The organism is Thalassotalea ponticola, from assembly GCF_041379045.1.
GTDB classification, from domain to species: Bacteria; Pseudomonadota; Gammaproteobacteria; order Enterobacterales; family Alteromonadaceae; genus Thalassotalea_A; species Thalassotalea_A ponticola.
In genome coordinates this window covers 3235068-3260836 of record NZ_CP166871.1, presented here as the reverse complement: position 1 = coordinate 3260836, position 25769 = coordinate 3235068, and the positions used below count along the sequence as shown (strand labels likewise).

The 25769-nt window shown below is 46.7% G+C and carries 24 protein-coding genes; 11 read left to right on the top strand and 13 right to left on the bottom strand.

All coding sequences use genetic code 11. The annotated features are described in order from the left end of the window. Positions 1–6 precede the first annotated feature (6 nt). Positions 7–552 (top strand): VOC family protein, encoded by a 546-nt coding sequence (locus ACAY30_RS14385; RefSeq protein ID WP_290251814.1) that lies wholly within the window; start codon positions 7–9, stop codon positions 550–552. Further along, the gene (locus tag ACAY30_RS14380; protein ID WP_290251815.1) at positions 552–1562 is read left to right on the top strand and encodes a fumarylacetoacetate hydrolase family protein; all 1011 of its coding nucleotides are present in this window, start codon (positions 552–554) and stop codon (positions 1560–1562) included. The genes ACAY30_RS14385 and ACAY30_RS14380 overlap by 1 nt, the downstream gene beginning before the upstream one ends. 173 nt (positions 1563–1735) lie before the next feature. On the opposite strand, the gene ACAY30_RS14375 is transcribed toward ACAY30_RS14380, so the two are convergent. The 4 genes from ACAY30_RS14375 to ACAY30_RS14360 form a co-directional block, all read right to left on the bottom strand. After that, positions 1736–3025, bottom strand: coding sequence for a DUF945 family protein (locus ACAY30_RS14375; protein ID WP_290251816.1), 1290 nt, complete (start codon positions 3023–3025; stop codon positions 1736–1738). 78 nt (positions 3026–3103) lie between these two features. After that, positions 3104–3304, bottom strand: a complete 201-nt coding sequence (locus ACAY30_RS14370) for a hypothetical protein (protein ID WP_290251817.1) — start codon at positions 3302–3304, stop codon at positions 3104–3106. 194 nt (positions 3305–3498) lie between these two features. Continuing rightward, positions 3499–3783, bottom strand: a complete 285-nt coding sequence (locus ACAY30_RS14365; protein WP_353958586.1) for a hypothetical protein — start codon at positions 3781–3783, stop codon at positions 3499–3501. Positions 3784–3879: 96 nt separating this feature from the next. Next, a complete protein-coding gene (locus ACAY30_RS14360) occupies positions 3880–4689 on the bottom strand; it encodes a peptidylprolyl isomerase (protein ID WP_290251819.1) in 810 nt (269 codons plus the stop codon). A 167-nt stretch (positions 4690–4856) separates the two neighbouring features. Here ACAY30_RS14360 and hpt point away from each other — a divergent pair, with 167 nt between their 5' ends. Next, positions 4857–5387: a hypoxanthine phosphoribosyltransferase gene (gene hpt, locus ACAY30_RS14355; protein WP_290251820.1), complete on the top strand. Its 531-nt coding sequence runs from the start codon at positions 4857–4859 to the stop codon at positions 5385–5387. A gap of 130 nt (positions 5388–5517) precedes the next feature. On the opposite strand, the gene ACAY30_RS14350 is transcribed toward hpt, so the two are convergent. Next, positions 5518–6699: an acyl-CoA dehydrogenase gene (locus ACAY30_RS14350; RefSeq protein WP_290251821.1), complete on the bottom strand. Its 1182-nt coding sequence runs from the start codon at positions 6697–6699 to the stop codon at positions 5518–5520. Between the two features lie 240 nt (positions 6700–6939). Further along, the gene (locus ACAY30_RS14345; protein ID WP_290251822.1) at positions 6940–9129 is read right to left on the bottom strand and encodes an OsmC domain/YcaO domain-containing protein; all 2190 of its coding nucleotides are present in this window, start codon (positions 9127–9129) and stop codon (positions 6940–6942) included. Positions 9130–9660: 531 nt separating this feature from the next. Here ACAY30_RS14345 and ACAY30_RS14340 point away from each other — a divergent pair. Next, entirely contained in the window at positions 9661–10686 is a 1026-nt protein-coding gene (locus ACAY30_RS14340; RefSeq protein ID WP_290251823.1) for a zinc-binding dehydrogenase, read from the top strand. On the opposite strand, the gene ACAY30_RS14335 is transcribed toward ACAY30_RS14340, so the two are convergent. Both ACAY30_RS14335 and ACAY30_RS14330 read right to left on the bottom strand, forming a co-directional pair. Continuing rightward, a complete protein-coding gene (locus tag ACAY30_RS14335; protein WP_290251824.1) occupies positions 10669–10959 on the bottom strand; it encodes a DUF3630 family protein in 291 nt (96 codons plus the stop codon). The two genes, ACAY30_RS14340 and ACAY30_RS14335, sit on opposite strands and share 18 nt — an antisense overlap. 21 nt (positions 10960–10980) lie before the next feature. Continuing rightward, positions 10981–12438, bottom strand: coding sequence for a YdiU family protein (locus ACAY30_RS14330; RefSeq protein WP_371190287.1), 1458 nt, complete (start codon positions 12436–12438; stop codon positions 10981–10983). Between the two features lie 154 nt (positions 12439–12592). On the opposite strand from ACAY30_RS14330, the gene ACAY30_RS14325 reads away from it, so the two are divergent. The 3 genes from ACAY30_RS14325 to ACAY30_RS14315 all read left to right on the top strand — a co-directional run bounded on the left by ACAY30_RS14325 (position 12593) and on the right by ACAY30_RS14315 (position 14717). After that, positions 12593–12898, top strand: a complete 306-nt coding sequence (locus tag ACAY30_RS14325; protein WP_290251826.1) for a cytochrome c — start codon at positions 12593–12595, stop codon at positions 12896–12898. Positions 12899–13006: 108 nt separating this feature from the next. After that, on the top strand, positions 13007–13405 hold the full coding sequence (locus ACAY30_RS14320; RefSeq protein WP_290251827.1) for a c-type cytochrome: 399 nt from the start codon (positions 13007–13009) through the stop codon (positions 13403–13405). A gap of 4 nt (positions 13406–13409) precedes the next feature. Further along, positions 13410–14717, top strand: a complete 1308-nt coding sequence (locus tag ACAY30_RS14315; RefSeq protein WP_290251828.1) for a hypothetical protein — start codon at positions 13410–13412, stop codon at positions 14715–14717. A 123-nt stretch (positions 14718–14840) separates the two neighbouring features. On the opposite strand, the gene fre is transcribed toward ACAY30_RS14315, so the two are convergent. Both fre and ubiD read right to left on the bottom strand, forming a co-directional pair. After that, entirely contained in the window at positions 14841–15536 is a 696-nt protein-coding gene (fre, locus tag ACAY30_RS14310) for an NAD(P)H-flavin reductase (RefSeq protein ID WP_290251829.1), read from the bottom strand. Positions 15537–15545: 9 nt separating this feature from the next. Next, complete coding sequence (gene ubiD, locus ACAY30_RS14305) at positions 15546–17042, bottom strand: 4-hydroxy-3-polyprenylbenzoate decarboxylase (protein WP_290251830.1); 1497 nt, start codon at positions 17040–17042, stop codon at positions 15546–15548. Positions 17043–17229: 187 nt separating this feature from the next. Here ubiD and ACAY30_RS14300 point away from each other — a divergent pair, with 187 nt between their 5' ends. The 3 genes from ACAY30_RS14300 (at position 17230) to ACAY30_RS14290 (ending at position 21809) form a co-directional block, all read left to right on the top strand. Beyond that, positions 17230–18648 carry an amidohydrolase gene (locus ACAY30_RS14300; protein ID WP_290251831.1) on the top strand — a complete coding sequence of 473 codons (1419 nt, stop codon included), beginning with the start codon at positions 17230–17232 and terminating at the stop codon, positions 18646–18648. After that, a complete protein-coding gene (locus tag ACAY30_RS14295) occupies positions 18645–19919 on the top strand; it encodes an amidohydrolase family protein (RefSeq protein WP_290251832.1) in 1275 nt (424 codons plus the stop codon). The genes ACAY30_RS14300 and ACAY30_RS14295 overlap by 4 nt, the downstream gene beginning before the upstream one ends. A 174-nt stretch (positions 19920–20093) precedes the next feature. Next, on the top strand, positions 20094–21809 hold the full coding sequence (locus tag ACAY30_RS14290) for a DUF4153 domain-containing protein (protein ID WP_290251833.1): 1716 nt from the start codon (positions 20094–20096) through the stop codon (positions 21807–21809). A 48-nt stretch (positions 21810–21857) separates the two neighbouring features. Here ACAY30_RS14290 and trmL read toward each other — a convergent pair whose 3' ends face one another. Then, positions 21858–22325, bottom strand: coding sequence for a tRNA (uridine(34)/cytosine(34)/5-carboxymethylaminomethyluridine(34)-2'-O)-methyltransferase TrmL (gene trmL / locus ACAY30_RS14285; RefSeq protein ID WP_290251834.1), 468 nt, complete (start codon positions 22323–22325; stop codon positions 21858–21860). 70 nt (positions 22326–22395) lie between these two features. On the opposite strand from trmL, the gene ACAY30_RS14280 reads away from it, so the two are divergent. Further along, positions 22396–23319, top strand: coding sequence for a cation diffusion facilitator family transporter (locus ACAY30_RS14280; RefSeq protein WP_290251835.1), 924 nt, complete (start codon positions 22396–22398; stop codon positions 23317–23319). A gap of 13 nt (positions 23320–23332) precedes the next feature. Here ACAY30_RS14280 and ACAY30_RS14275 read toward each other — a convergent pair whose 3' ends face one another. After that, entirely contained in the window at positions 23333–24352 is a 1020-nt protein-coding gene (locus ACAY30_RS14275) for an alpha/beta fold hydrolase (protein WP_290251836.1), read from the bottom strand. Between the two features lie 201 nt (positions 24353–24553). After that, positions 24554–25690, bottom strand: a complete 1137-nt coding sequence (locus tag ACAY30_RS14270) for a glycerate kinase (protein WP_290251837.1) — start codon at positions 25688–25690, stop codon at positions 24554–24556. Positions 25691–25769: the final 79 nt, after the last annotated feature.

Sequence of the window (25769 nt, the reverse complement as noted above, 5' to 3'; positions counted from 1 at the left end):
GGTAGCATGACCATTAAGCGCATTCATCACGTGGCTTATCGCTGCAATGATGCCAAACAAACGGTTGCGTTTTATCGCGATTTACTGGGCATGGATTTTCAGCTAGCGATAGCAGAAAATGAAGTGCCTTCGACCAAAGAGCCGGATCCGTACATGCACGTCTTTTTAGACGCGGGTATGGGCAATGTATTGGCATTCTTCGAACTGCCAAATTCGCCGAAGATGGATCGCGATCAAAATACCCCTGAATGGGTACAACACATTGCCTTTGAAGTTGAGTCTATGGATGATCTGCTCAACCACAAAGCTAAGCTCGAAGCGGCTGGTTTGTCGGTGTTAGGGCCCGTTGATCATACCATCTTTAAATCTATCTATTTCTTTGACCCCAACGGTCATCGCATTGAGCTTGCAGCGCAAACTGCCAAACCGGGTATGTTAGAAGAATTAAAGCGCGTGTCAGTGGATATGCTTGATGAGTGGGCAGAAACCAAAAAGGCACCTCAGCATGCCGCTTGGTTACACAACGGTGAAGATTTTCAGGATAATAAATAATGAAATTAACAAGTTTAAAAGCGGGCCGTGATGGCGCCCTTTACGTGGTTAATAACGCGTTAACCAAAATGGTATCAGCAGAGCAGGTTGCACCAACGATGCAAAGTGCGTTAGACAATTGGCAGACTGTTGCTCCGCAATTACAGCAACTACACCAACAGTTGGAACAGGGCCAAATTGACGGTGTTGCCTTTGAACAAAGCCAATGTCACTCACCATTACCTCGTGCCTTTCAATGGGCTGACGGCAGTGCCTATGTCAATCACGTTGAATTAGTTCGCAAAGCGCGTAACGCGGAAATGCCAGAGAGCTTTTGGACCGACCCTCTGATGTACCAAGGTGGCTCAGATAGCTTTTTAGCGCCAACAGATGATATTGTTATGCCACAAGACGATGGTTTTGGCATTGACTTTGAGGCTGAGATTGCGGTGATTACCGATGACGTACCAATGGGAGTCAGCGCCGAACAAGCTCTATCTCATATCAAGTTAGTGATGATCGTCAACGACGTGTCACTGCGCGGTTTAATTCCAGGCGAGCTCGCAAAAGGCTTTGGCTTCTTCCAATCAAAGCCATCAAGTGCGTTCAGCCCAGTGTGTGTTACCCCTGAGGCATTGGGTGACGCATGGCAAAATGGTGTGTTGCATTTACCGTTGTGTTCAAAATACAATGGCGGCGTATTTGGTAAACCCAACGCCGGTGTTGATATGACCTTCAACTTTGGTCAGTTAATTGCTCACGCGGCGCGTACGCGTCCTCTTGCAGCCGGAACCATTATTGGCTCGGGTACGGTGTCAAATAAACTGGACGGCGGCGCAGGTAAGCCGGTATCTGAAGGTGGCGTGGGATACAGCTGTATTGCTGAAATTCGAATGATTGAAACCATTGATAATGGTCAGCCGAGTACACCGTTTATGAGCTTTGGCGACACCATTGAAATTGAAATGTTTGATGCCAATGGCCAATCAATTTTTGGTCAAATCAAGCAAACCGTTGTCAAGCAGGCGTAGGGGATAAACCCAGCGCTTTGACAGCGACGCTAACATTGGGGAAGAGAGCACCTGGATTCAGGTGAGGCGCTAAACAAGAATAATCATAAGACAATAAAAATAAAGCGCTAAATTAATAAGCCACAACCGTTCGGGTTGTGGCTTTTTTATTGGCTAATGACGTCAGGGGGGCGCTAGCCTAGCGGTACTGCTTGGCCATTGAGTATGGGTAGGCCGTCGGCCAAGCTAAAGTCAAAGCGAATATTTTGTTGCTCGCGAATGAGTATTTTCTCAGCCAGTAAGTCGTCGATTACCTCACTCATGTTCAACTCGACAAAGAAATCGAGAGGTGCTTGTCCATGGGCGTTAGCATCAATTGCGGTATAGATGGACATCGGATTACTGGTATCAATCTTATCGCTATCGAACGATATATCCATGTAACTGCTAATGTCACCTTGTCCGGTGGTAAGCGCTAAATTGTCCATTTTAAATTCGGGGGCACTTTTCAGTAGCTTGGGAATTATCACTTGCACTTGCTGAGCAAACTGTTGTGGATTGTCTTGCATTGATGCCTTTACCAATAAGGCCTGCAGTTCTGCGTAAGTATCTAAATCAACATTTTTGATGCTCGATTGATAATTAAAACCATCGAATGTCAGTCCCAATGCGCGAATATCTTTTGCGCTAACCACCGCTTTGCCCGCCATCAAACCATTGTGGTCAGCACTGGTTGTGGTGATGTCAACGTGGTTCATTGCAATAGGTCCCACATCGTCATTATCTTGAATCAGTAAGCTATCCAAGTGAATGTTGCTGTCACCGACCATAATAGCGGTATTTGCCCAAACACTGCCGCGCACGATTTGTTGATTTGAGGTCATCTGCATCTGACCAATCTCTACTAACGCTTGCTCGTGTTGATAAACCGTCATACCTTGCCAAATACCATTTAGCGCAAGTTCACCTTGATGGGTTAATTTAATGGTCAAGTCAGTCGGTAAAATTTTCATCACCGCATCACTGGAGTTCACGGTGATGGTTTTGCTACTGAGTGTTGAATAGGAGTCGCCTAAAAAGGTAATCTGCGTGTAATAGTCGACTTTATCATTGCTGAAGTCGTGGTTGAGCTGATCACTATCGGGCATATTGTGCTCTAAAGTGATATGGTGGCGAATGTCGGCTAGGCCTAACGTTAATGAAGATTGGCTCAGTAAAGGGCCGTGTTGAATATCATGTGTGGCCTTAAAGGTTAATACCAATGGCTCGACCATATCGTCAACTAGCTGCTCAACTTGAATGCTGACATCAGCGGTGCTTGAAAACCAACCGCGTTGGTAGTGATCAATTGACACATCATAGGGGGTTTGCGCTGATATTTGCGCAATAATATGGGTGAAATCCCGCTCTATCTGCTTACCAGCAAAATACGGGCTCGCTAATAAGCCTGCCCCAAGGGCAAGGCTGACGTAGCGCATTTTCATAGCTATATCCTTGTTATTATTGTTATTTAAGACATCTTCAGCATAACATTTAACCACTGATATTGCAGTGGGTTTTAACTACGAAAGATCAACTAAATAGTCTTTATACTCTTTAACCGCAAAATAGCGTATTGATTTTTTATGGGTGACTTTTTTGGCGATAAGTTTGTTGCCGGCATAAATCTTAACGACTTGTTTATCACCGTTGCGATCAACATCGAAGGCATGCTGGTCATTGAGTCGCAAGTTATCAAACTCGCTGCGCATAATCAGTTTCATATTAATCCAGAGACCGAGAGGATAATAACACCCTACGATATTGGTCGGTGCTGTCAAGTTGTTTAGCTGATTGTAGAAAATACAAACAAAGATAAGCACACCCTAACACCCTGCGATATTGGTTGGTGCTGTCGAGTTGTTTAGTTGATTGTGAAGTGAATCAATGACGCGCGTCTGTGAGCAGACGCATGTGATTATCGAATTTCGCGATTTTGCCGATTTTTATCAGAAAACGAGCTAGGTAAGATGTCAACACCAACCCAGTCACCGAGCTTTATCATGATCGGGATAGTAATTGGCGCAAAAGGCAAAATAGCCACTACGCCAATACCGAGACCTTTGAGCAAATCGAAAAATTGCTTATTGGCTATTTTCATTTCGTCTTTGGTAGCTTGCTTACGCGTGTATTTGAGGTAAACAGTAAGCATCTCACGGGTTTCTTGTTTTTCTTGGGCGAGCGCCATTTTCAAGGTTAACATCTGCCGACGTACTTGATAAATGCCGCGTTTTCGCTTGATCCGCAGCACCCGTATGGGTGCTCGGAAAACATAAACCCTGAGTTTCATCGATTGCGATTATTTCTGCTTACGTAAAGCAACTGTAGCAGTAAATAATGCAAGTAACCAACTCAGACTACCACCTGAGCTCGAGTTGTCATTTGATTCAGGCTCTTTGTCGGCTACGTCTGAATCGGTGTTGTCGTCGTTCGCATCGGCATCGTTTAGTGGTGGTAGTTCGCTCGCCGTCTCTGGCTCAGGGTTGATAACGGTGATCGACTCAACCAGTACTAGGTGCTTTTCGGTCAGTACTTGCACTTCGTCTTCTGCGGGTAAACCTTGCAGAGGTGTTTCGGCAAAGGTCATATTACCTGGGCTGAGGTTATAGGTTTTTAGGTAGTTGATGGCATCAATAATTTCCATGCCTTGCTCAGACACTTTACCGAAAACGGTAAAGCCACCGTTTTGTCCATCTAAGTTACTCGCATTGTCACCGGTATTGATAAACCACTGGCTCGTTGCGCTGTCGGGATTACCGCCTAATTTAGCCATGGCGATTGTACCGCGCACGTTTGAGAACACAGGCTCATTTTCGACGGCCTCAGTGGTTTCAATTCTGCTTACATTGTGCTCTTCATAATCGTAGGTAAAACCGCCGGTTTGTACGATAAAGCCTTTGATGCTACGATGAAAAACGGCATCTGTGTAATCACCGTTTTCTACGTAGGAAAGAAAGTTGGCGACGGTTTTAGGTGTGTGAGTGTCAAATAGCTCCGCCTCGAAATCACCCATATTGGTTTTTACTAAAATCGTGGTGGCTTGCGCATTTGAAGTGAGTAAGGCGCAGCAAAGTGCTGCTTTACTGCAAAGAGAAAGTAATTTATTCATTATTGTGTTAACCATTGTTGTAAATACTGCTTAAAAAATTACCGGGCAAGCTTAACGAATTGTGCATACAAAGCAAGGGTAAATTGTCTCGTGTATCAGATTTTCCGCAAACCAGCCGACATCGGCTATAGTTATCAACACGTCAATGTAGCAATAAGAGAGTGATCATGAAACATCGAGTGGAGGTGATGATAAGCGAACAGCAAGTAGCTGATCGCATTGCCATGTTAGGCCAACAAATTAGTGCCCATTACCCAAGTGACGAGCCATTAGTTATGGTTGGCCTATTGCGCGGATCGTATGTGTTTATGGCCGACTTATCGCGCAAAATAACCGTTGCCCACGAAGTCGATTTTATGACCGCCTCAAGCTATGGCAATAGCATGCACAGTTCGCGCGATGTTCATATTCTCAAAGATTTGGATGGCGATATTGCCGATAAGCATGTGCTGTTAGTTGAAGACATTATTGATACCGGCAATACCTTGCGAAAAGTGGTGCAAATGCTGCAATTGCGCGACCCATTGTCAATCAACATTTGCACCTTGCTCGACAAACCGTCGCGACGCGAAGTCGAGGTTGATGTGACATGGGTGGGCTTCGACATTCCCGATGAATTTGTCGTCGGTGTCGGAATCGATTACGCTCAGAACTACCGCTACCTCCCATACATAGGTAAAGTGGTGCCACTCGAATAAAGGCGCTTAGTACGGTGCAGTTGGTGTCGAGGTTATACTCCAACAATAGCGATCAGAAAAAGACAACATTTCTTCGTTTTTAGGGGAGGAATCGCTTATCCTGCTCGCTATTTACACGGTTGCCAGAAGCTTAAAAAAACGCTTGTAATCCGGTTTGCTCCCGTCCCAAAATAAGGGCGTGAATATCGTGGGTTCCCTCGTAGGTATTCACGGTTTCCAAGTTAATCATATGGCGAATGACATGGTATTCATCAGCAATGCCATTACCGCCGTGCATATCGCGCGCTTCACGCGCTATTGTCAACGCTTTACCACAGTTATTGCGCTTGACCAGGCTGATCATGGCAGGCTGAAACTGGCCGCTGTCAATCAATTGACCAACTCGTAGCGAAGCTTGTAAACCGAGGGTTATTTCGGTTTGCATATCGGCTAATTTCTTTTGATACAGCTGGGTTTGCGCCAGAGGTTTACCAAACTGATGGCGTTCTAAACCGTATTGACGGGCTCGATGCCAACAGTCTTCTGCCGCGCCCATCACTCCCCATGAAATACCATAGCGCGCCATATTTAAACAGCTAAACGGGCCTTTTAAACCGCGGACTTCAGGAAACATATTTTCCTCGGGAACAAACACGTTATCCATGACAATTTCACCGGTAATCGAAGCCTTTAACGACTGCTTACCGACAATTTTAGGGGCGCTGAGTCCTGGCATGCCTTTCTCGAGAATAAAGCCACAAATTTGGTTGTCGTGCTGCTCGGATTTTGCCCAGACAATGAACACATCGGCAATAGGCGCATTGGTGATCCACATTTTATTGCCAGTTAGGCGATAGCCGCCTTCGACTTTGCGCGCTCGGGTATTCATGCTGGCGGGGTCGGAGCCGGCATCGGGTTCGGTTAGGCCAAAGCAACCAATCAGCTCTCCACTTGCTAGTTTTGCCAAGTATTTTTGTTTTTGTGCGTCGCTACCCCAGGTATAAATAGGGTGCATAACCAACGATGATTGCACACTCATCGCGCTGCGGTAGCCCGAATCAACGCGTTCAACTTCACGCGCAATCAAGCCATAGCCAACATATGAAATACCCGAACAGCCATAGCCTTTGATGGTGGCACCGAGTAAGCCCAATTCTCCAAACTGACGCATTATATCGGGGTCAAACTGTTCGTTGCGGTTGGCCATTAAGATACCCGGCTGCAATTCATTTTGGCAAAAATCTCGCGCCATCGCGCTGATCATTCGCTCATCATCCGTTAGCTGTTGCTCTAACAATAAAATATCTTGCCAATTAGATTGTCTGTTACTCACCTTACCTCTCCCGTGCGATATTATTCTTTGCTGGCGTCAACTACCTCTTCCCAGTTGTTCACTGTAACAGGGTCGATGCACTGAGTACATTGTGCCGTCTAGGACGTTAGCTTAGCAGGGTCACAGGGGTTGTTATATGACTAATATCAAATATATGGCGATAATGCCATTATCGCTACCACTAGCTAGCAGATTGAGGTCAAGCCCTGCCTGGAACATTACTTGACCTTGCTGTAGCGGTTACTTTTGTGCGGCGATGTTGGCGCGTGCTCGATGCAGTTTCTTATAGCTTTCAATTAACTTTAAGTGTTTTTCGATACCCTCTAATTTACTGCTGGTCGGCGTTAATCCATAAAACTTAATGTCGCCGTTAATTGAACCAATCACACTGTTCATAATGTCTTCGCTGAACATGCGGTTAAACGCTTGATGGTAATCCTCAAATTCGAGGTCATCCGCGAGTGCGACTTCTAAGGTGACGTGCATCGCTTGGTAAAAGCGCAGGCGTTCAGTCAGTGAGTTGTCGTTGTATTGCAACAATTCACCAATCAGTTCATATGCTTGTTCGAGAACCCCTAAGGCAATATAAATTAATATTTTGAGTTCGATTATGGTCAGTTGTCCCCACGGCGTATTGTCGTCAAACTCGACGCCAATTAGGGTGATAATATCGATGTAATTATCCAGTTGACTTTGCTCTAAGCGATCCACCAAATCGGCCAGTTGATCGTCATCTAAGCGATGAATATTGAGAATGTCGTGGCGATATTGCAATGCTTTGTTGGTGTTATCCCAAATCAAATCTTCCACTGGATACACTTCTGAGTAATCGGGTACTAAAATTCGACAGGCGATACCGATATCAGTGTACTCAGCAACATAAGCCTCTTTGCCTAAATCGTCTAAAATCGCAAACAAGGCATTGCACTCTTCTTCGTTGCTACCGGAGAAATCCCATTCAACAAACTCATAGTCATGAGCGGCACTGAAAAAGCGCCATGAAATAACACCAGTCGAGTCAATGAAGTGTTCGACAAAGTTTTCAGGTTCTTGTACCGCCATCGAATTAAAGGTCGGTTTTTGAATGTCGTTCAGACCCTCGAAGCTGCGGCCTTGTAGCAGTTCGGTTAAACTGCGCTCAAGTGCAACTTCAAAATTGGGGTGAGCGCCAAACGAGGCAAATACCCCGCCTGTTTTCGGATTCATCAAGGTGACACACATCACCGGAAACTGACCGCCAAGAGAGGCGTCTTTGACGACAATGGGAAAGCCTTGTTGTTCAAGCGCATCAATGCCCGCAAGGATACTCGGGTATTTCTCTAATACGCTGTGCGGTACGTCGGGTAGCGCGATTTCATCTTCGATAATTTGACGTTTCACCGCCCGTTCAAAAATTTCCGATAAACACTGTACTTTGGCTTCAAATAAGTTGTTGCCCGCACTCATGCCATTACTTAAAAACAGGTTTTCGATCAAGTTCGACGGGAAGTAAACGGTTTCGCCGTCACTGTGTCTGGTATACGGCAAAGCGACGATACCGCGCTCAACATTTCCCGAGTTGGTATCGATTAAATGGCTGCCTTGCAACTCGCCATCTGGGTTGTAAATCGATAAACAATAATCATCGAGCAAGCCCTCAGGTAGGGCATCACTCGCATCGGGTTTGAACCACTTTTCGTTGGGGTAGTGGACAAATTCACTATTGGCAATATCCTCGCCCAAATACTGATCGTTGTAAAAAAAATTGCAGTTCAAACGTTCGATAAACTCGCCTAATGCCGAGCAAAGCGCACTTTCTTTGGTCGCGCCTTTGCCATTGGTAAAGCACATGAATGAGGCCGCGTCACGAATGTGCAGCGACCAGACATTGGGAACGATATTGCGCCACGAGGAGACTTCAATTTTCATCCCTAAATCGGCCAGCAATGCGGTCATGTTGTCAATGGTTTGTTCTAACGGCAAATCTTTACCAACAATAAATGTATTGCTGTCATCTTCGCGGTGTTGCATGAGCATGGCTTGCGCATCATCGCTTAAGCTATCGACGATCTCTACCTTAAATTCGGGGCCGGTTTGTATCACCTTTTTTACCGTGCAGCGATCAATCGAGCGCAAAATACCTTGCCTATCCTTCTCTGAGATGTCCTCGGGTAGTTCAACTTGAATTTGAAATATTTGGTTGTAGCGATTTTCCGGGTCAATAATGTTGTTTTGCGATAAGCGTATGTTGTCAGTCGGTATGTCACGCGCGTTGCAGTAGACACGGATAAAGTAAGCCGCACACAAGGCAGAAGAAGCGAGAAAATAATCAAATGGACTTGGTGCTGAACCGTCGCCTTTGTAGCGGATCGGTTGGTCGGCGATCACTGAGTAATCATCGAATTTAGCTTCGACCTTTAAGTTGTCGAGAAAGTTTACTTTAATTTCCATGGTAGTTACCGAATTTGGTTTGCTTAGATTTAGCAAAGACGTCAATTTATCCGCTAATTATCGTTGTTTTTCAGAAATTAATCTTGCTTTTGTGAAAAAAAATTACCGCAAAAACCAACGGATCCTAGGGCGTGTTGATCTTTGCTGTTCATTTTTGCAGCGAGTTGTTTGAGATTTTTACAAGGCAACGACTATAAAGTTTAGCCATCTAAATAAATAGGCGGTAACAAAGTAGAAATGTCAAACAAACGCTGCCCAAAGGGTTCAGCCTAAATTCTCCCTGCTCTGTAATATCTGACATTTACATAGATGACTATGCTGCATGACAGCTATTTTGATCAGAAATCATTTAGGTTGAACAAAATTTGTACCTCAAAGATCAACACGCCCTAGTCAAAATTGGAACAGGTTATACTGGTTTGGACTATGGCCGATTTGTGTTAGGGTGAGTGTCGTTAAGACCAACTCGTAGATAGGCCTTCGGTTTACTTTAATTCTAGCAGTTTTTAACTCTATATGAGGTTGCATCAAGTGATTAAAAATCAGGGCTTTGCCCTTAAAGTGATTGACGACTTACAACGCCCTTTTGCTGAGCGTTTGCAGTTACAAGAAAAAGACTTGCCGTCGTTAAAGTCGGGACAAGTGTTAGTAAAAATGATCGCCTCACCAGTGAACCCATCCGACTTGGTTTACTTGATGGGCCAATACGGCTTACCCCCCGTTGATGGCGCATACGCCGGTTTTGAAGGTTGTGGTCAAGTGATTGAGGCCAACGCCGGCTTGTATGGAAAATACCTCACCGGCAAGCGCGTGGCGTTATCAGCCACGCCTGGGGCAGATGGTCTGTGGGCCAAGTACGCCATTGTACAGGCCAATCACTGTCTGCCGGTACATGCCGACTTAACCGACGCACAAGCCGCAACGCTGATCGTTAACCCCTGTACCTCGGTTTGTTTGGTCGACAGAGCTAAACAACTTGGCGCCAAAGCCATGGTGTTAAACGCCGCTGCCAGCCAAGTGGGCAAGGGAGTAATTCGCTACGCCAAAACACAGGGTATAAAAACCATTGCAACGGTGCGCTCGCGAGCGAATGTCGAGGCACTTAAGCAGTTGCGTGCCGATTGTGTGTTATTGACGAGTGCTGACGATTTCTGTGAGCAATTAAAGCACGCCTGTAAAACGCTTGGCGCAAGTGTGTTTATTGATGCGGTCGCCGATACGGATACACCGCGAGTTTTAGCACAAATGCCCAGTGGCTCAACCGCTATTGTCTACGGTCGGTTAACCGAGACCGTGGACCCGTATGGCGGTTATTTTTCCGTTGCTGATGTGATTTTTAAAAATCAGCGAATTGAGGGGTTTTGGTTGGCAACAGAATTAACCAAGGCCAACCCGCTACGAGTATTAGCCTTGTCTAAGAAGGTGCAAAAATTATTTCGCGATGGCATTTTTGCCACCGATATCTACGGTCAGTTCAACGTCGATCAGTTCGTTCCAGCATTGGAGCACTATGCCGTTCACAAAAGTGATGGCAAAGTGTTATTGCGCTTTGATTAGGGCGGCGACTATGTCTTGCACACCCCGTTGATTAAAGCGATCTTGTGCCTCAATCCAACAAGACTCACTGTAGTGCTCAAAATGCAGTACGAAGTCGCACTGCAAAAAGCGAAAGCGACAGTCGAAGCGATCTGCGCCGATTACCTTTTCCAACACTTGGTGTTCGTCTAAGTAACTGAGAATGTGCTTGGCTAGATCTTCAGTTTGTTCGATCTGCCAATCGTCTGTAAAGGTTATGGCCACTGTGTGGTTATTAATTTGAGTAAGCTTCATAGTGGGCTCGTTTGGCTCGGCTTAGGTTCCGCAAAAGGTTTGGTAACCCGCGTCGTTATCCGCTGCTGGGGTTTGGTAGTTATGCGTTTGTTCGCCTTGATAAAAAGGCTTGCTCACAACGCGCAAAAACGACTCGATGTGCTCAGTGGACATGTCGTTGTCAGCAACCCGTTGATATGACTCGGCGAGTATTGCCTCGACATGGTGATTTCGCGGAATCACCACCGGGTTAGTTTGGCGCATCAACTGATAGGCGGCGGTGTGATCACTGAGGGCTTGGTGCCAATTCTCCAACCAAGCACTTAGTGCTGGAGCAAGTGATGCGGGAAGAGGTTTACCTTGTAGGGTATGCGCTAAGTGAAAAAACGCATTGGTATAATCGAGTTGCTCTACTTTCAAGACAGTGAGTAATTGGTGAATCAGTGACAAAGTATCGGCATTAACGCGCTCAAAGCCAATTTTATTCACCAACATTTGCTCATTGGCTTGATTAAACTTTTCACCAAAGCTCTTAACAATAGGCAATACCATTTCCACCGCTTGATCGCTGTCGGCGTCAATCAATGGCAGTAGCGTCTCTGCAAGGCGAGCCATATTCCATTGACTGATGTTGGCTTGTTGTCCAAACGCGTAACGACCATGATGGTCAATTGAGCTGTACACGGTGTCTGGATCGTAAACCCCCATCATTGCACATGGACCGTAGTCGATTGTTTCACCGCTGATGGTGGTGTTATCGGTATTCATTACACCGTGAATAAACCCAACTCGCAACCAATGCACTTGCAAACTGACGTGTTTATCGATTACCGCTTGGAGAAACTGCAGTAAATAATTATCACTGGCGATATCTATCTGTGGATAATGACGTTTAATCGCAAAATCAGCCAATTGTTTAACACTTTGGTAGTCGTTTCTCGCCGCAAAATACTGGAAACTGCCAACTCGAAGATGACTGCTAGCCAAGCGACTAACCACGGCACCCGGCTCGGGTTGTTGGCGATATACGGTTTGATTCGTCAATACCACGCTGAGGCTGCGGGTGGTCGGAACCCCGAGGGCGTGCATGGCCTCTCCCATCAGGTACTCCCTGATGGCCGGTCCAAGGGCACATTTGCCATCGCCTTGTCTTGAAAACGGGGTTTGTCCTGAACCTTTTAATTGTAACTCTCGTATCTGATTATCAACGTCGGTTAACTCGCCAAGTAAATGCGCTCGACCATCGCCAAGCTGTGGATTAAAGTGGCCAAACTGGTGACCGGCATACGCCAGTGCCACAGGGGAGATGTCACACGCCTCTACGTTACCGGCAAAGATATTGGCTAGTGCTTGCCGGTCGTCGATCAGTGCCTCTGAAATACGCGAGTTGGTTGCCAAGTCGCGATTGAATAAATACAGTTGCGGGTTATCGACTCTACTCGGCATCACCCGTTGAAAAAATTGGTTGCCTAAGGTGAGATAACTATTGTTCAGTGTAATCATGGCGATCCTGATACGTTGAATACCTTGGTATTTTACGTGATATTTATCAAAGATATATGTTTTTGCGAAAAAACCACAGACACGATAGGTTTTTTTCCATATAATCAAATGAGGTTTAAATAATTCACTTAAACAACAAAGAGTAATGACTATGAAAAAATTAACTCTAGCCTTAGCTGCATCTGTTGTACTATCTGCACCAGCAATGGCTGCTGATGTTGAAGCTGGTAAAGCCAAATCAGCTGTTTGTGCAGCTTGTCACGGTGCTGAAGGTATTTCAGCGGTACCTATGTATCCAAACCTTGCTGGCCAAAAAGAAGCTTACATTGCAAAGCAATTGAAAGATTTTAAAGCTGGTAACCGCAAAGATCCAGTAATGGCGCCAATGGCAATGCCATTAACGGACGAAGATATCGCTAACTTAGCTGCTTACTACGCAAGCTTAGACGCTAAGTAAGCCGCCTATGTAGGTAAAAAAGCGCATTGATATGCGCTTTTTTTATTGCCGTTACAAAGCGGAATACGGTTTGATAGAACACTACCTATTTAACGCCATCACCTGACCATGATAAGAAAAATAACCAGCATCAAATTACTGAGCTTAGCGTTGGTTGCGCACAGCAGTTATGCTTGGCAACCTATTGCCATCGACGATCCATTATTTGAACAAGGCATGCTTATGGCCGAAGCAGAAATTGCCGAAGAGCAGTTGGCTCAGCAAAAGCTCAGGCAGCACATACGTTACTGTGCCCCGTGTCATGGCATCGAGGGTAGGGCAAGCTTAGCAATATATCCCGATTTAGCAGGTCAGGGTGAGCAGCAATTGTTTATTAAAATGCAGTATTATCGCGATCAGTTAGAAGAGCAAAAAGTAAAGCAGCCGATGATGTTGCGCTTCAGTGATGATGAATTGCGGGCACTAGCGCATTATTTTGCTCAGTTCAAAGCGGCCGAGAAGGAATAATTAATTGATTATTAAACGTTTGATTGTAGGCTTGATGATAGTCGCAGGCAGTGTATTTGGGGGCTGCTCTAGCGGCTACACAAACGATACAGGTAAGCAGATGAACCCGTTGGCAGAGCGATATGTAAAATTGGCGTTAGAAGTAGGTAAGCATCACGATTACTACATTGATGCATATTACGGGCCGAAAGAGTGGCAACAGCAGGCTAGTAAGCGACCACTGACAGAGTTGGCTGAGGATGCACAGAGCTTGTTGAGTGCCATCGAGCGCGTTAGCCCCGATCGAGAACAACAGTTACGCAAAGATATGTTGCAGGTGCAAGTGCGTTCGCTGTTGGCGTTTGTGGAGCAGCTCGGCGGTAAACAACTGTCTTTTGACCAAGAATCATTAGCGTTATACGACGCAGTGTCTGGGGCATTAACGGAGGCAGATTTTGACGACGCGTTAGCCGAACTTGATCAGTTATTGCCTGGGCAAGGAGATTTAAATACACGACTTGACGCGTTTCAACGTCAATTTGTCATCCCGAGTGATAAACTTGCTCAGGTATTTGATGCCGCTATCAGCGAAGCTAGAAATCGCACCAAGCAATATATTGAATTGCCCAGCAATGAGTCATTTACCTTAGAGTACGTCACCTCTAAGCCGTGGAGTGGTTACAATTGGTATCAGGGCAATAGTCACAGTGTGATCCAAGTCAATACCGATTTTGATATGCAAATCGATCGGGCTATCGATTTGGCAAGCCACGAGGGGTATCCTGGCCATCACGTGTTTAATTCATTAATGGAGAAGCACTTAGTTAACGGCAAGGGCTGGATCGAGTATTCGAAATATCCACTGTATTCGCCGTTATCGCTGTTAGCTGAAGGCAGTGCTAACTACGGCATCGAGGTGGCATTTCCACAACCACAACGCTTAGAATTTGAGCGCGATGTATTATTTAAATTAGCGGAGCTAGATGCGTCGCAGGCTGAGCGCTATTATCAAGTACAAAGTGTGCTAAGTAAGCTCTCCTACGCGGGTAACGTGGCGGCAAAACGCTACTTAGATGGGCAGATTAATAAGCAGCAAGCGATCGAGTTTTTAATGAAGTATGCCCTCAGTGATCGAAACAAATCAGCGCAACGCATCGACTTTATTGAGCGCTACCGAGCGTATGTGATCAATTATAACTTAGGGCAGGACATTGTTCGCGCTTACGTTGAGCCACAGGCAGACGGCGACCACGACAAGCGTTGGCAGGTGTTTAGTCAATTATTGGCGAACCCAAAAAGTGCGTCGATGATGCAAACTCGCGCAGGTGATTAGACGTTAGCAATGAACTGTCGCTAAGCGTAACTATTGAGTGTTCTGAAACGAAAAACGCAAGCTGACCATTAGCAGGTTGAGCTTGCGTTTTTTTATATATCGGCTGTGGATGATAAGCGGTGATTAAATAAACGCGAATGCATCGGCATACATGTGCTCTGTCAGCGCGCCGTGCTTGATAAATTCATCGCGTAAATAGCCAACCATATCAAAGCGTCCCGCCATGTAGATATCATACGGTTCTAGCGATACAACATCGCTAAGTAGCGGTTCGTGTACGCGACCAACACGGCCCTGCCAGTCACTATCCGCGTTCTCTACCACAACATTAAACTGGCCCTGCGGCAATTGGTCGACTAAGGCTTGCGTCTGCTCTAACTGATAGCAGGCACCGGCATCGCGCAATCCCCAATAAACCAAAACCGGCTTGGTGTAATGACGTTCAGCGAGTTCGGCTAAAATCGATTTGATATACGAGAAGCCGGTACCGCCGGCGAGCAAGATAATCGGCCGTTCACTGTGCTCTTGCAGATGGGCTACACCGCCGGGCAGTTCAACCTCAATGCTGTCATTTTGTTTGACTCGGTCAATGACTTGCATCGCCCAACTGTCAGCCGCAAATGCACCAATTTGCAGCTCAATCAGTTCATCGCTTGGCTTAGATGCAATCGAGAAGGGACGTTTGTCGTCTTCGCCCATGACCACACTGAGGTACTGACCTGCAACATAGCTCACCGCGGTTTCAGGTTTGAGTAACACTTGAAACACGGTCTCTGTTAGTGGCTTTACTGATGCCACCTGACAACGAATTCTATTCATATTTTTTTACTACTTTGATTTGTTTACTGCCGACGAGGTAGTGAATATATCGAGTTCTTCCCAAATTTCGTCAACATACTGTTTTATATCGGCATCCATGGTGATCGGTTCGCCCCATTCTCGGTCGGTTTCACCAGGCCATTTATTGGTCGCATCGAGGCCCATTTTTGAGCCCAGACCCGATACTGGCGAGGCGAAATCAAGATAATCAATGGGGGTATTCTCCACCATGACCGTATCGCGTGCCGGGTCCATACGCGTGGTGATCGCCCAGATCACATCTTGCCAGTCACGCGCATTCACATCATCGTCGCAGACAATGACAAATTTGGTGTACATAAATTGCCGCAAGAAGCTCCAAACACCCATCATCACCCGTTTGGCATGACCCGGATATTGTTTTTTCATAGTCACTACCGCGAGTCGATAAGAACACCCCTCAGGTGGTAAATAGAAATCGACAATTTCCGGAAATTGCTTTTGAATAATGGGCACAAAGACTTCGTTTAATGCCACCCCCAAAATAGCCGGTTCATCTGGTGGACGGCCGGTATAGGTGCTGTGATATATCGGGTTTTCACGCATGGTGACGTGGGTCACTGTCATCAAGGGAAAGTCGTCGACTTCGTTGTAGTACCCAGTGTGATCACCATAGGGGCCTTCTGGTGCCGTTTCTTCAGGGTCTAAGTAGCCCTCAAGGATTATTTCTGCCGAAGCTGGAACCTCTAAGTCGTTACTCAGACTTTTGACAACTTCGGTTTTACTGCCGCGCAGCAAACCGGCGAAGGCGTATTCTGACAAGGTATCGGGCACCGGTGTCACCGCGCCTAAGATAGTTGCGGGATCGGCACCTAGTGCTACCGATACCGGATATTTTTCACCGGGGTAACGCTTTTTAAATTCTTGGAAATCTAACGCGCCACCGCGATGCGATAACCAACGCATAATAATTTTGTTTTTACCGAGCAGTTGTTGGCGATAGATACCCAAATTTTGGCGCGCCTTTTCAGGGCCACGAGTTACCGTTAGTCCCCAGGTAATTAGTGGTGCTACGTCACCAGGCCAGCACTTTTGAATAGGCAACTTGGTTAAGTCAACGTCATCACCCTGATAAACCACCTCTTGGCAAGGGGCTTTCTTTAAGCGTTTGGTAGGCATATTCAACACCTGTTTAAAGAGTGGCAACTTGTCCATGGCATCTTTAAAACCGGTTGGTGGCTCAGGCTCTTTTAAGCTCGCCATAAGCTTACCTACATCGCGTAGTTCACTGACATCGTTTTGACCCATGGCCATAGCCACGCGTTCAGGTGTGCCAAATAGGTTTGTTAATACGGGAATATCAAAGCCGACCGGGTTTTCAAACAGCAAAGCCGGGCCACCAGCGCGCAAGGTGCGGTCGCTGATTTCGGTCATCGCTAATTCGGTTGATATCGGTTGGGTAATGCGCTTGAGTTGACCTACTTGCTCCAATTTGTCGAGAAAGTCGCGCAAGTCCTTATATTTCATAATATCTATCTAGCATGGGTTTGCGGGCATTATAACCAACCAGCGCTATAATACCAATCAGCAATGTGCTGTTGAGTGCAGCGTTGAGCCGATAATTAACGTAATTTTTACGACAAGCGACAATGACTTTAACCAGTGTCCTTGCTAGAGTATGAGCTTTCAAATAACTCTAAGATGATGGAACACTATGAAAAAAGTCAATAAAGCTTTGTTGACCTCAGTGTCGTTGTTATCTGCAGCCATTGTTGCCGGCTGTGGGGAGCAAGCGACCACTGATAAAAAGCAAGCTGCTTTTGTTGAAATTAACAAAGATCCTTTCCCAAGCACTTATCAACCACTACCCACTGAAACCACGCTAATAAGCAACGTTAATATGTATGATGGCGTTGGTGGTATGGCACAAGGCGTATCGGTACTGCTGGACAATGGCAAAATTGTCGCTATCGGCGACGACATTGATGCCAGCAGTGTCAGTAACATTATTGACGGTACCGATAAATGGTTAACGCCGGGTATTATTGACGTTCATAGTCACTTGGGGGTTTATGCGACACCCGACGCTGGTTCGCATGCCGATGGTAATGAAATGACCAAGCCGGTAACGGCGGCAGTGTGGGCAGAACACTCTATTTGGCCACAAGATCCCGGTTTTCGCCGAGCTCTAGCCGGTGGTGTTACTACCTTACAAATTTTACCGGGTAGTGCTAACTTAGTGGGTGGTCGCAGCGTGACCATTAAAAACCTGCCGGGGCGAGTCATTCAAGATATGAAGTTTCCGGATGCGCCGTACGGCTTAAAAATGGCGTGTGGTGAAAATCCAAAACGCGTTTATGGTCAAAAAGGCGGCCCGATGACGCGTATGGGCAATGTTGCCGGATACCGTCAAGCGTGGTCAGATGCACAAGACTACAAGCGCGCTTGGGAAAAATACCAAGCGGATTATGAAGCAGGCAAAGATGCTAAACCACCTAAACGCGACTTGAATAAAGAAACCCTAATGGGTGTGCTAGACGGTGAGATTTTAGTTCACATGCATTGTTATCGCGCCGACGATATGGGCACGATGATTGATGTGATGAAGGAATTTGATTATCAAATCGCGTCATTCCAACACGCGGTAGAAGCCTATAAAATAGCAGACAAGCTGGCTGAAAATAATATCTGCTCGGCAATGTGGGCTGACTGGTGGGGCTTTAAAATGGAAGCTTACGACGGCATTCGCGAAAATGTTCCTATGGTTGAAGCGGCTAATGCCTGTGCCATCGTTCACTCAGATTCAGACATCGGTATTCAACGCTTGAATCAAGAAGCGGCCAAAGCCCTATCTGACGGTCAACGAGCTGGCATTGACATATCAAAAGCACAAGCATGGACGTGGCTAACCTCGAATGCGGCTAAGTCACTGGGTATTTTTGAGCAAACCGGTTCACTACAAGTCGGTAAAAATGCCGACGTGGTTTTGTGGACTGCCGAGCCGTTTTCAACTTATGCACAAGCAGAAATGGTATTTATTGACGGTGGCTTAGCATATGATCGCAACAAGCCAGAGCAATGGGCGATTAGTGACTATGAACTTGGTCAAATAGGCGAAGGAGACCGTAAATGAGAACTTTAACAATCACCGCTATTGCTCTTGCTACGGCGTTATCTAGCTCAGCATATGCCGAAAAACTAGCGCTAGTTGGCGGTACCATTCACACCATGGGCACAGCAGGCACTATTGAAAATGGCACGGTCGTTATTGAAGATGGCAAAATCAGTCAAGTGAGCAAGCAAGCGCTGACCCTTGATGATAGCTATCGCATTATCGACACCTCTGGCAAAGTCGTTACGCCAGGGTTTATCGGCGCGTACACCTCACTGGGTTTGGTGGAGGTACCGTCTTGGGCCAACACCGTTGATGCTTATGTTGAGAACAGCCCGTATCACGCAGCCTTAGATGCAGGCTCGGCGGTGACAACGGATACCACATTGCGCAATATTTCACGCATTGAGGGGATTACCAGTGCCGCAACCGCACTCGGCGCTGCCGATAGCATGTTTTTAGGCCAAGGTGCCTTTATCACCTTAGGTAACGATGCCGATCCAGTGTTAAAGCACCGTGCGTTTATGAGCATTGATGTGTCTAACTCGGGTGCCGATAAAATGGCGGGCTCTCGCGCTTCAATGTGGCAAAGCCTGAACGATGCACTGGCAGAAGCCGAGTACGCTAAGTCGATTGAGTTAACCCCGCAAACAGAATGGCATGGCACGTTGTCAAAAGCGGATGCGAAAGCGTTGATTCCAGTGATCAATGGTGACATGCCGGTGTTATTCAAAGTTCACCGAGCGGCTGATATTCGCCAACTATTGCGTCTGAAACAAGCCTTTAAAAACTTGGATATCACCTTAGTTGGTGTTGCCGAAGGTTGGCGTGTCGCTGAGCAAATTGCCGCTGCCGATATCGAGGTTATTGTTAATCCTGAATCAAACTTGCCGTATGCGTTTGAACAAAACGGTGCAACGCTAGAAAACGCAGCCCGTTTGCATCAGGCTGGCGTTAAAGTTGCCATTGGCATGGATACCCACAATATTCGCCTTGCACCGCAACAGGCGGGTAATGCCGTTGCTAACGGCTTACCGTATCAAGCTGGATTGGCTGCGTTAACGACAGTACCTGCAAAAATCTACGGCATTGATGATACCTTAGGTCGTTTGCAACCGGGTATGCAGGCCGATGTTGTGGTTTGGTCTGGTGATCCGCTAGAAGTGATGGTCGCCCCCACCAACGTTATCATCAATGGCGAAGAAGTGAAGTTAGAGTCGCGTCAAACCAAATTGCGCGATCGCTACCTGACGATTGATGAGAAAAAACCACAGCAGTACACTCGCCCATAATCGCTGTTGTTTGATAGTTACCACCCTATAAGGTAACCATAAGCACGCTTTATCTATATGATATAGCGTGCTTTTTTTTGGATAAGTTTGACTTGCGATATTTTTCACCGATACACTGCTAACCAGTGACCGATCAATCCCATGTCGGTTTTTGGATGGAAAAGAGGCAAGATAATGGATCCGCAATTACCTAAGCGCTTTATGCTCGTGTTAGCGTTGCTCCACGGCGTATTACTGACCGTAATCTATCGGCGCGTTGACGAGGGCTTGTGGCCAGCACAAGCACCGATGTGGTCGGTGTCTATGCTCACCTTGCTGTTAGTCTTTGCGCCGATGGTGTTGCTCAGTGTCAGGCGCGATACGATCACCAGAACCCTAGCCTATATGCTTCCGTTTGCACTGCTACTCAGTGCGCTTGGTGCTTATGTTGGTCGGCAACTGATGCCTTTGGAGATGATCAACAATAACTATGTCATTGTGGTGTTGTGTATCACTGGCGCTATCGCCGCGTTTAAGGCATTGATGTATTTGCAATTGCGTATTGACCTTCAACCGCAGCACTATTCCAAACTGTTTAACTACTCTTGGCATAACTTTATTGTTTTTGCTGAGAGTGTGCTGTTTACCGGTATATTATTTGTTATTTTGGAGCTTGGTGCCGCCTTGTTTGCCGTTGTTGGCATCGACCTATTCAAACAGCTATTGGATAAAGATTGGGTGGTTATACCGTTAATTCACCTCGGTTTTGCCTTTGCCGTGATTATCTTTCGCAACATTACCTATACGGCTGACACTATCGCCAAGGTACTGCAAACCCTGCTAACTTTTTTATTGCCTTTGATGAGCTTGTTATCGCTGGGCTTTTTAGCCACCTTGATGGTTACTGGTTTCGACAAGTTATGGCAAACCGGCGCTGGCAGCAGCCTGATACTTTGGTTACAAGCTCTGTTGCTGTTTTTCGTCAATGCCGTTTATCAAGATAATAAGCAGCAGCGCCCGTATGGGGTGTTTTTGCATCGATTGATTTATGTCAGTATTGCTGTGTTACCGGTTTACAGTGCGATAGTGTGTTACGGTTTGTGGTTGCGCATTGAGCAATATGGCTTAACCGTAAGCCGTTGCTGGGGGATATTAATTTGGTTCTTATTAGCTATCTTGTCAATTGGTTATATGGTCGCGATCGTCAGGCGAGGCGATAACTGGTTGGCGCCATTAGCAAAGGTTAATATTAATATGGGCTGGCTGGTTTTGGCCACTATGCTAGTGGCCAACTCGCCGTTGCTGAATTTTCAAGCCATATCGGCGAGTAATCAAATCAAGCGATTAGAATCAGCTCAGATCAGCGAACAACAATTTGATCAACAATACTTTGCTCGAGATCTCGGCCGTGCAGGGTATCTTCACATCGAACGGCTTAAACAAACTCGCGCCGACTCATCACCGGCGTTTGTCGCTCAGCTTGAACGTTTATATCCGCGACCTAAATACGGCCGACGAGCAGCGAATCAACAGATAGAGCGAACCGAGTTTGACGCGGCGCTGACGGTTTGGCCTAGCGGTGCCGAGCTGCCAAGCGGTTTAGTTGATGCGGTTTATCAGCGTTATCAATCAACCGCTATCAATGACCTTTATCAGTATTTGCTCGCCGTCGATTTGGATCACGACGGCCAAGATGAGTACCTGCTCATCAGCCAACAACAGCAACACACATCGGCCTATCAATGGCGATTTGTTGATCAGCAGTGGCAGCGGTTTTACGTCAATACTGAAAATTCAAGTAGCGAGCAACTGATAAAATACTTGCTAGAAAATGAGCAAATTGAGGTGATAAAACCGCGTTACGACGATCTGCGTATTGGCGAGTTTAGGTTTCGCTTACCAGCCAAGTGAGTTGCAATGAGGCATGTAAGCGAAACATTGGATACCGATATTGTGGATTTACAGGTCGGCGCCGTCATAGCCAAGTTGTCGCCACGCTTCGTAAACCAGCACCGCGACAGAATTGGATAAATTCATGCTACGCGAGTCTTTAACCATGGGGATGCGCACTTTGTGCTGATGTGGAATTTTGGCGTGGACATCGTCGGGTAGCCCACGCGTTTCTGAGCCGAAGAGGATGTAATCACCTTGGCTAAACGCAATTGCGGTATGTGGCTGCGTGCCACGCGTCGTTGAGGCAATAATCCGCTTAGGTTGCTCGCTGGTAACAAAATCGTCAAAGCTGGCGTGACGTTTTAGGTTGGCAAACTCGTGATAATCTAAGCCAGCGCGGCGTAAACGCTTATCATCAATATCAAACCCGAGCGGTTCAATTAGATGTAAACGAAAGCCACTATTGGCACAAAGGCGAATGATATTACCTGTATTAGGCGGGATCTCTGGTTCAAATAATACAATGTCTAGCATGGTGAAATAGCACTGAAAATAAATCAGATTATACTATGGATACAAGCGTTGTGGTAACTCGAAGATAACAATGAACGACAATCAGCAGCACAACCAGGGTTATGATTACTGGGTAAAATTTGCCAGTCGGTGTGCCGTCGCGGTCGCCGTGCTACTGGTCAGTAGTAAGCTTTGGGCATGGTGGTTGTCGAGTTCTGCTTCGATGTTGGCGTCGGCGACCGATTCGATCCTGGACGTACTCGCTTCACTGAGTAGTTTTGTCATACTCAGTTATGCGCTTGCGCCAGCAGATAAAGAGCATCGCTTTGGTCATGGCAAGGCAGAAAACCTAGCGGCGTTAATGCAAGCCTCATTTGTACTGGGTTCGGCAACCTTGTTGGTTTTCCACGGCAGTGAGCGAATGATGTCGCCACATCCGATTACCCACAGTACTCTGGCGATATCTGTGTCAATATTGGCAATCATACTCACCTTGGCCTTAGTCGCGGTGCAAAAATATGTGGTAAACAAAACCGGTTCGATAGCGATATCAGCCGACTCGCTTCACTATCAAAGTGATTTATTGCTTAATGCAGGGGTCATATTAGCTCTGTTGTTAAGCAAGTTTTCTTATCATTACGCCGATGGTGCTTTTGCTGTACTGGTGGGCGTGTATTTAGGTTATGGCTCAATAAAAATCGCATATCACGCCGTACAAGACTTGCTCGATCGCGAGTTAGATAGCGACGACCGAGCACGTATCGGCAGGATTATCGAAGCCAATGAGCAGGTCATCGGCTACCACCAATTACGCACGCGCCAGGCGGGTAAAGTACAGCACATCCAATTTCATTTAGAATTGGACGACGAGTTGACGTTAAAGCAAGCGCACACCATTGCCGATAGCGTTGAACAGGCGATCATCGCCGAGTACCCATTTGCCGAGGTACTGATTCATCAAGACCCTCAGTCGGTTGTCGGCAGCGAGCAAAACCACCATCGCTTCGACCGTTAATAACGGCAATATTCTAAGGGTGGTGAGCAAACCAGTCGAGCGTTGCGCTTAATGCACGATGGCGAATAGGGTCTATTTCAAATAATAATTCGTGGCGCGCGTTGGCAATAACACACGGATTGTGGTCAGCACATAAACGAGGGTTATGTCGATGTAAAAGGCGGCAAAAGTGGCCTTGCTGAGCGTTACTGACCACGCGTTCAGAGCCTGCCTGCAATACCAGCGTGGGGGTCGCTATTTGCGCCACACCGCTGAGTATCGCCACTTGTGCATCGATGGCTGCATTGAGCCATGCTAGAGTGACACCGCCGAGTTGAATGTTTGGCGTTGATCGGTACAAGTTCTGAAAAATATCAAAACGCACTTTTGACTGCATTAAGTCGTTGCCGTCAAACACTTTGGGTTTGAACGGCCCGTGGCTGATGAAGTAAGGAGACTGGTCAGTGAATAATCGACTGACACCATGCCACAGTTTCACCAATGTTTTTGCTAGCCATGCGGGTATTGGTTGCGTATTGATCTCGATCATCGGTGCTGACAGGCTGGCGGCGACAAACGTTTGCGGATATTGCTGCAGATGCAACATAGCAATAGTAGCCCCCATGGAATGGGCTAACAGATAGCAAGGTGACTGTGGGCATTGCACTTTAACAATGGTACTGACAAATTGCTCGAAATCGTCAACATAGTCTTGAAAGTTGGCCACATAACCTTTGTACTTATCTTTTAACTGACGAGTTGACAACCCCTGACCACGGTGATCAATTAAGGCGACGTTATAGCCATTGTTAATTAGGTCAACGGTCACTTCCTTGTATTTTAACAAGCTTTCAGAGCGCCCAGGAGACACGACGATGCAAGGGCGCTGTGGCTCGATAATAAACAGTGCGTAATAGATATCGAGACCGTCTTTGGATTTAAACGCATCGATAGTACCTTGTTGCCACAGGTGTTCGATCGAAGCTTGCCGCTCGAGTAGGTCGGCCTCTTGGCTAAACGTGTAGGAAGGGGATGCATCTTGCGTTTTGGTCATAGGTTTTACTTGTTAACGTTTGTTCGCACCGATTGTTGATTGTACATGTTGATTGCACACCTTGATTGTACAATGAAACACGCCCGTGTTGTCACAATGTGTTGGTTATGATTATTTTAGCGTATAAGGAGCCAACAGGTGTCTACCATTTCACTTTGTATAACAACGCTTTATAACACACTATCAGACTCTTCGCAGTGCTTATTGATCTAATAAGGTAAGCGTTTTGGCGATATTTCGACTGCATTGGATCAGGTTTTGCTCTGCATCTTGCAACGCTTGGTCGAGGCTTTGTGGTGTTGTCATAATGCTAAACACGGCATCGATGCCATGGGCAAAAACGCGCTCGTAATTGGCGCCAATTGAACCGCAAACCGCAATACATGGCAGCTGGTATTGCTTGGCTAACTTGGCGATACCCACTGGCGTTTTACCGTGAATGGTTTGTCCATCGATTCTACCTTCGCCAGTGATCACTAACTGGGCATCGCTGAGCTGGTTGGCAACAGCAGTTGCCTCGATGATAACCTCAATACCCGGTTTTATTTGCGCCTTACTGACCGCCATCAGCGCACCGGCGATACCACCGGCAGCGCCCGAGCCAGGGATATCAACAATAGGCCGTTGATATTTATTTTCTAGGCTCGTAGCAAAGTGTTGTAAGGCGCGATCAAGCATCTCGATATCGGCACTAGTCGCACCTTTTTGTGGACCAAACACACGCGAGGCACCCAGTCGACCACACATTGGATTATCAACGTCACAGGCCAAGGTAATGGTCACTTGTGCAAGGGTGCGCTGCAGTGCTCGGTCGTCAATTTGGGCTACCTGGTCGAGATGAATACCACCAGGCTTAACGGGTTGACCATGTCTATCGAGTAAATCCAGACCGAGCGCGCGAAGTAAGCCAGCACCGGCATCATTAGTCGCACTGCCGCCTAGACATAAAATAATATGTCTTGCCCCTTGCTCGATTGCGTCTTTGATAAGTTCACCTGTGCCAAAGCTACAGGTGTGCTTTGCCTGTCGCTCATCGGCGGCTAATAAATGCAACCCTGAGGCTTGCGCCACTTCAACAATCGCAGTTTTACCCTGATCGATTAAACCGTAATACGCAGTTACCAACCGTCCGAGCGGATCGCGCACTCTGCGGTGGCGACGCTGACCGTTGGTAGCGCGAAGCAATATGTCGGTACTTCCTTCACCGCCATCGGCCATTGGCAATAGGGTGAATTCAGCCTCGGTAAGCACGCTCCGCATACCTTGGCTAATGGCTTCACATACCTCTATTGCCGATAGACTTTCTTTGAATGAATCTGGTGCAATGACAATTTTCACCAAGGTCTCCAGCTCGTGGTTACGGTTACTTTAGACTACGACGTTTGTCGCTTAAGTCAATGATAATAAATGAAATCAG

Excerpts from the sequence above, each read along its gene's own strand:
- ACAY30_RS14385 (WP_290251814.1), top strand. The coding sequence starts at position 7 with ATGACCATTAAGCGCATTCATCACGTGGCTTATCGCTGCAATGATGCC.
- ACAY30_RS14380 (WP_290251815.1), top strand. The coding sequence starts at position 552 with ATGAAATTAACAAGTTTAAAAGCGGGCCGTGATGGCGCCCTTTACGTG.
- ACAY30_RS14375 (WP_290251816.1), bottom strand. The coding sequence starts at position 3,025 with ATGAAAATGCGCTACGTCAGCCTTGCCCTTGGGGCAGGCTTATTAGCG.
- ACAY30_RS14370 (WP_290251817.1), bottom strand. The coding sequence starts at position 3,304 with ATGAAACTGATTATGCGCAGCGAGTTTGATAACTTGCGACTCAATGAC.
- ACAY30_RS14365 (WP_353958586.1), bottom strand. The coding sequence starts at position 3,783 with ATGTTAACCTTGAAAATGGCGCTCGCCCAAGAAAAACAAGAAACCCGT.
- ACAY30_RS14360 (WP_290251819.1), bottom strand. The coding sequence starts at position 4,689 with ATGAATAAATTACTTTCTCTTTGCAGTAAAGCAGCACTTTGCTGCGCC.
- hpt (WP_290251820.1), top strand. The coding sequence starts at position 4,857 with ATGAAACATCGAGTGGAGGTGATGATAAGCGAACAGCAAGTAGCTGAT.
- ACAY30_RS14345 (WP_290251822.1), bottom strand. The coding sequence starts at position 9,129 with ATGGAAATTAAAGTAAACTTTCTCGACAACTTAAAGGTCGAAGCTAAA.
- ACAY30_RS14335 (WP_290251824.1), bottom strand. The coding sequence starts at position 10,959 with ATGAAGCTTACTCAAATTAATAACCACACAGTGGCCATAACCTTTACA.
- ACAY30_RS14325 (WP_290251826.1), top strand. The coding sequence starts at position 12,593 with ATGAAAAAATTAACTCTAGCCTTAGCTGCATCTGTTGTACTATCTGCA.
- ACAY30_RS14320 (WP_290251827.1), top strand. The coding sequence starts at position 13,007 with ATGATAAGAAAAATAACCAGCATCAAATTACTGAGCTTAGCGTTGGTT.
- fre (WP_290251829.1), bottom strand. The coding sequence starts at position 15,536 with ATGAATAGAATTCGTTGTCAGGTGGCATCAGTAAAGCCACTAACAGAG.
- ubiD (WP_290251830.1), bottom strand. The coding sequence starts at position 17,042 with ATGAAATATAAGGACTTGCGCGACTTTCTCGACAAATTGGAGCAAGTA.
- ACAY30_RS14300 (WP_290251831.1), top strand. The coding sequence starts at position 17,230 with ATGAAAAAAGTCAATAAAGCTTTGTTGACCTCAGTGTCGTTGTTATCT.
- ACAY30_RS14295 (WP_290251832.1), top strand. The coding sequence starts at position 18,645 with ATGAGAACTTTAACAATCACCGCTATTGCTCTTGCTACGGCGTTATCT.
- ACAY30_RS14290 (WP_290251833.1), top strand. The coding sequence starts at position 20,094 with ATGGATCCGCAATTACCTAAGCGCTTTATGCTCGTGTTAGCGTTGCTC.
- trmL (WP_290251834.1), bottom strand. The coding sequence starts at position 22,325 with ATGCTAGACATTGTATTATTTGAACCAGAGATCCCGCCTAATACAGGT.
- ACAY30_RS14280 (WP_290251835.1), top strand. The coding sequence starts at position 22,396 with ATGAACGACAATCAGCAGCACAACCAGGGTTATGATTACTGGGTAAAA.
- ACAY30_RS14275 (WP_290251836.1), bottom strand. The coding sequence starts at position 24,352 with ATGACCAAAACGCAAGATGCATCCCCTTCCTACACGTTTAGCCAAGAG.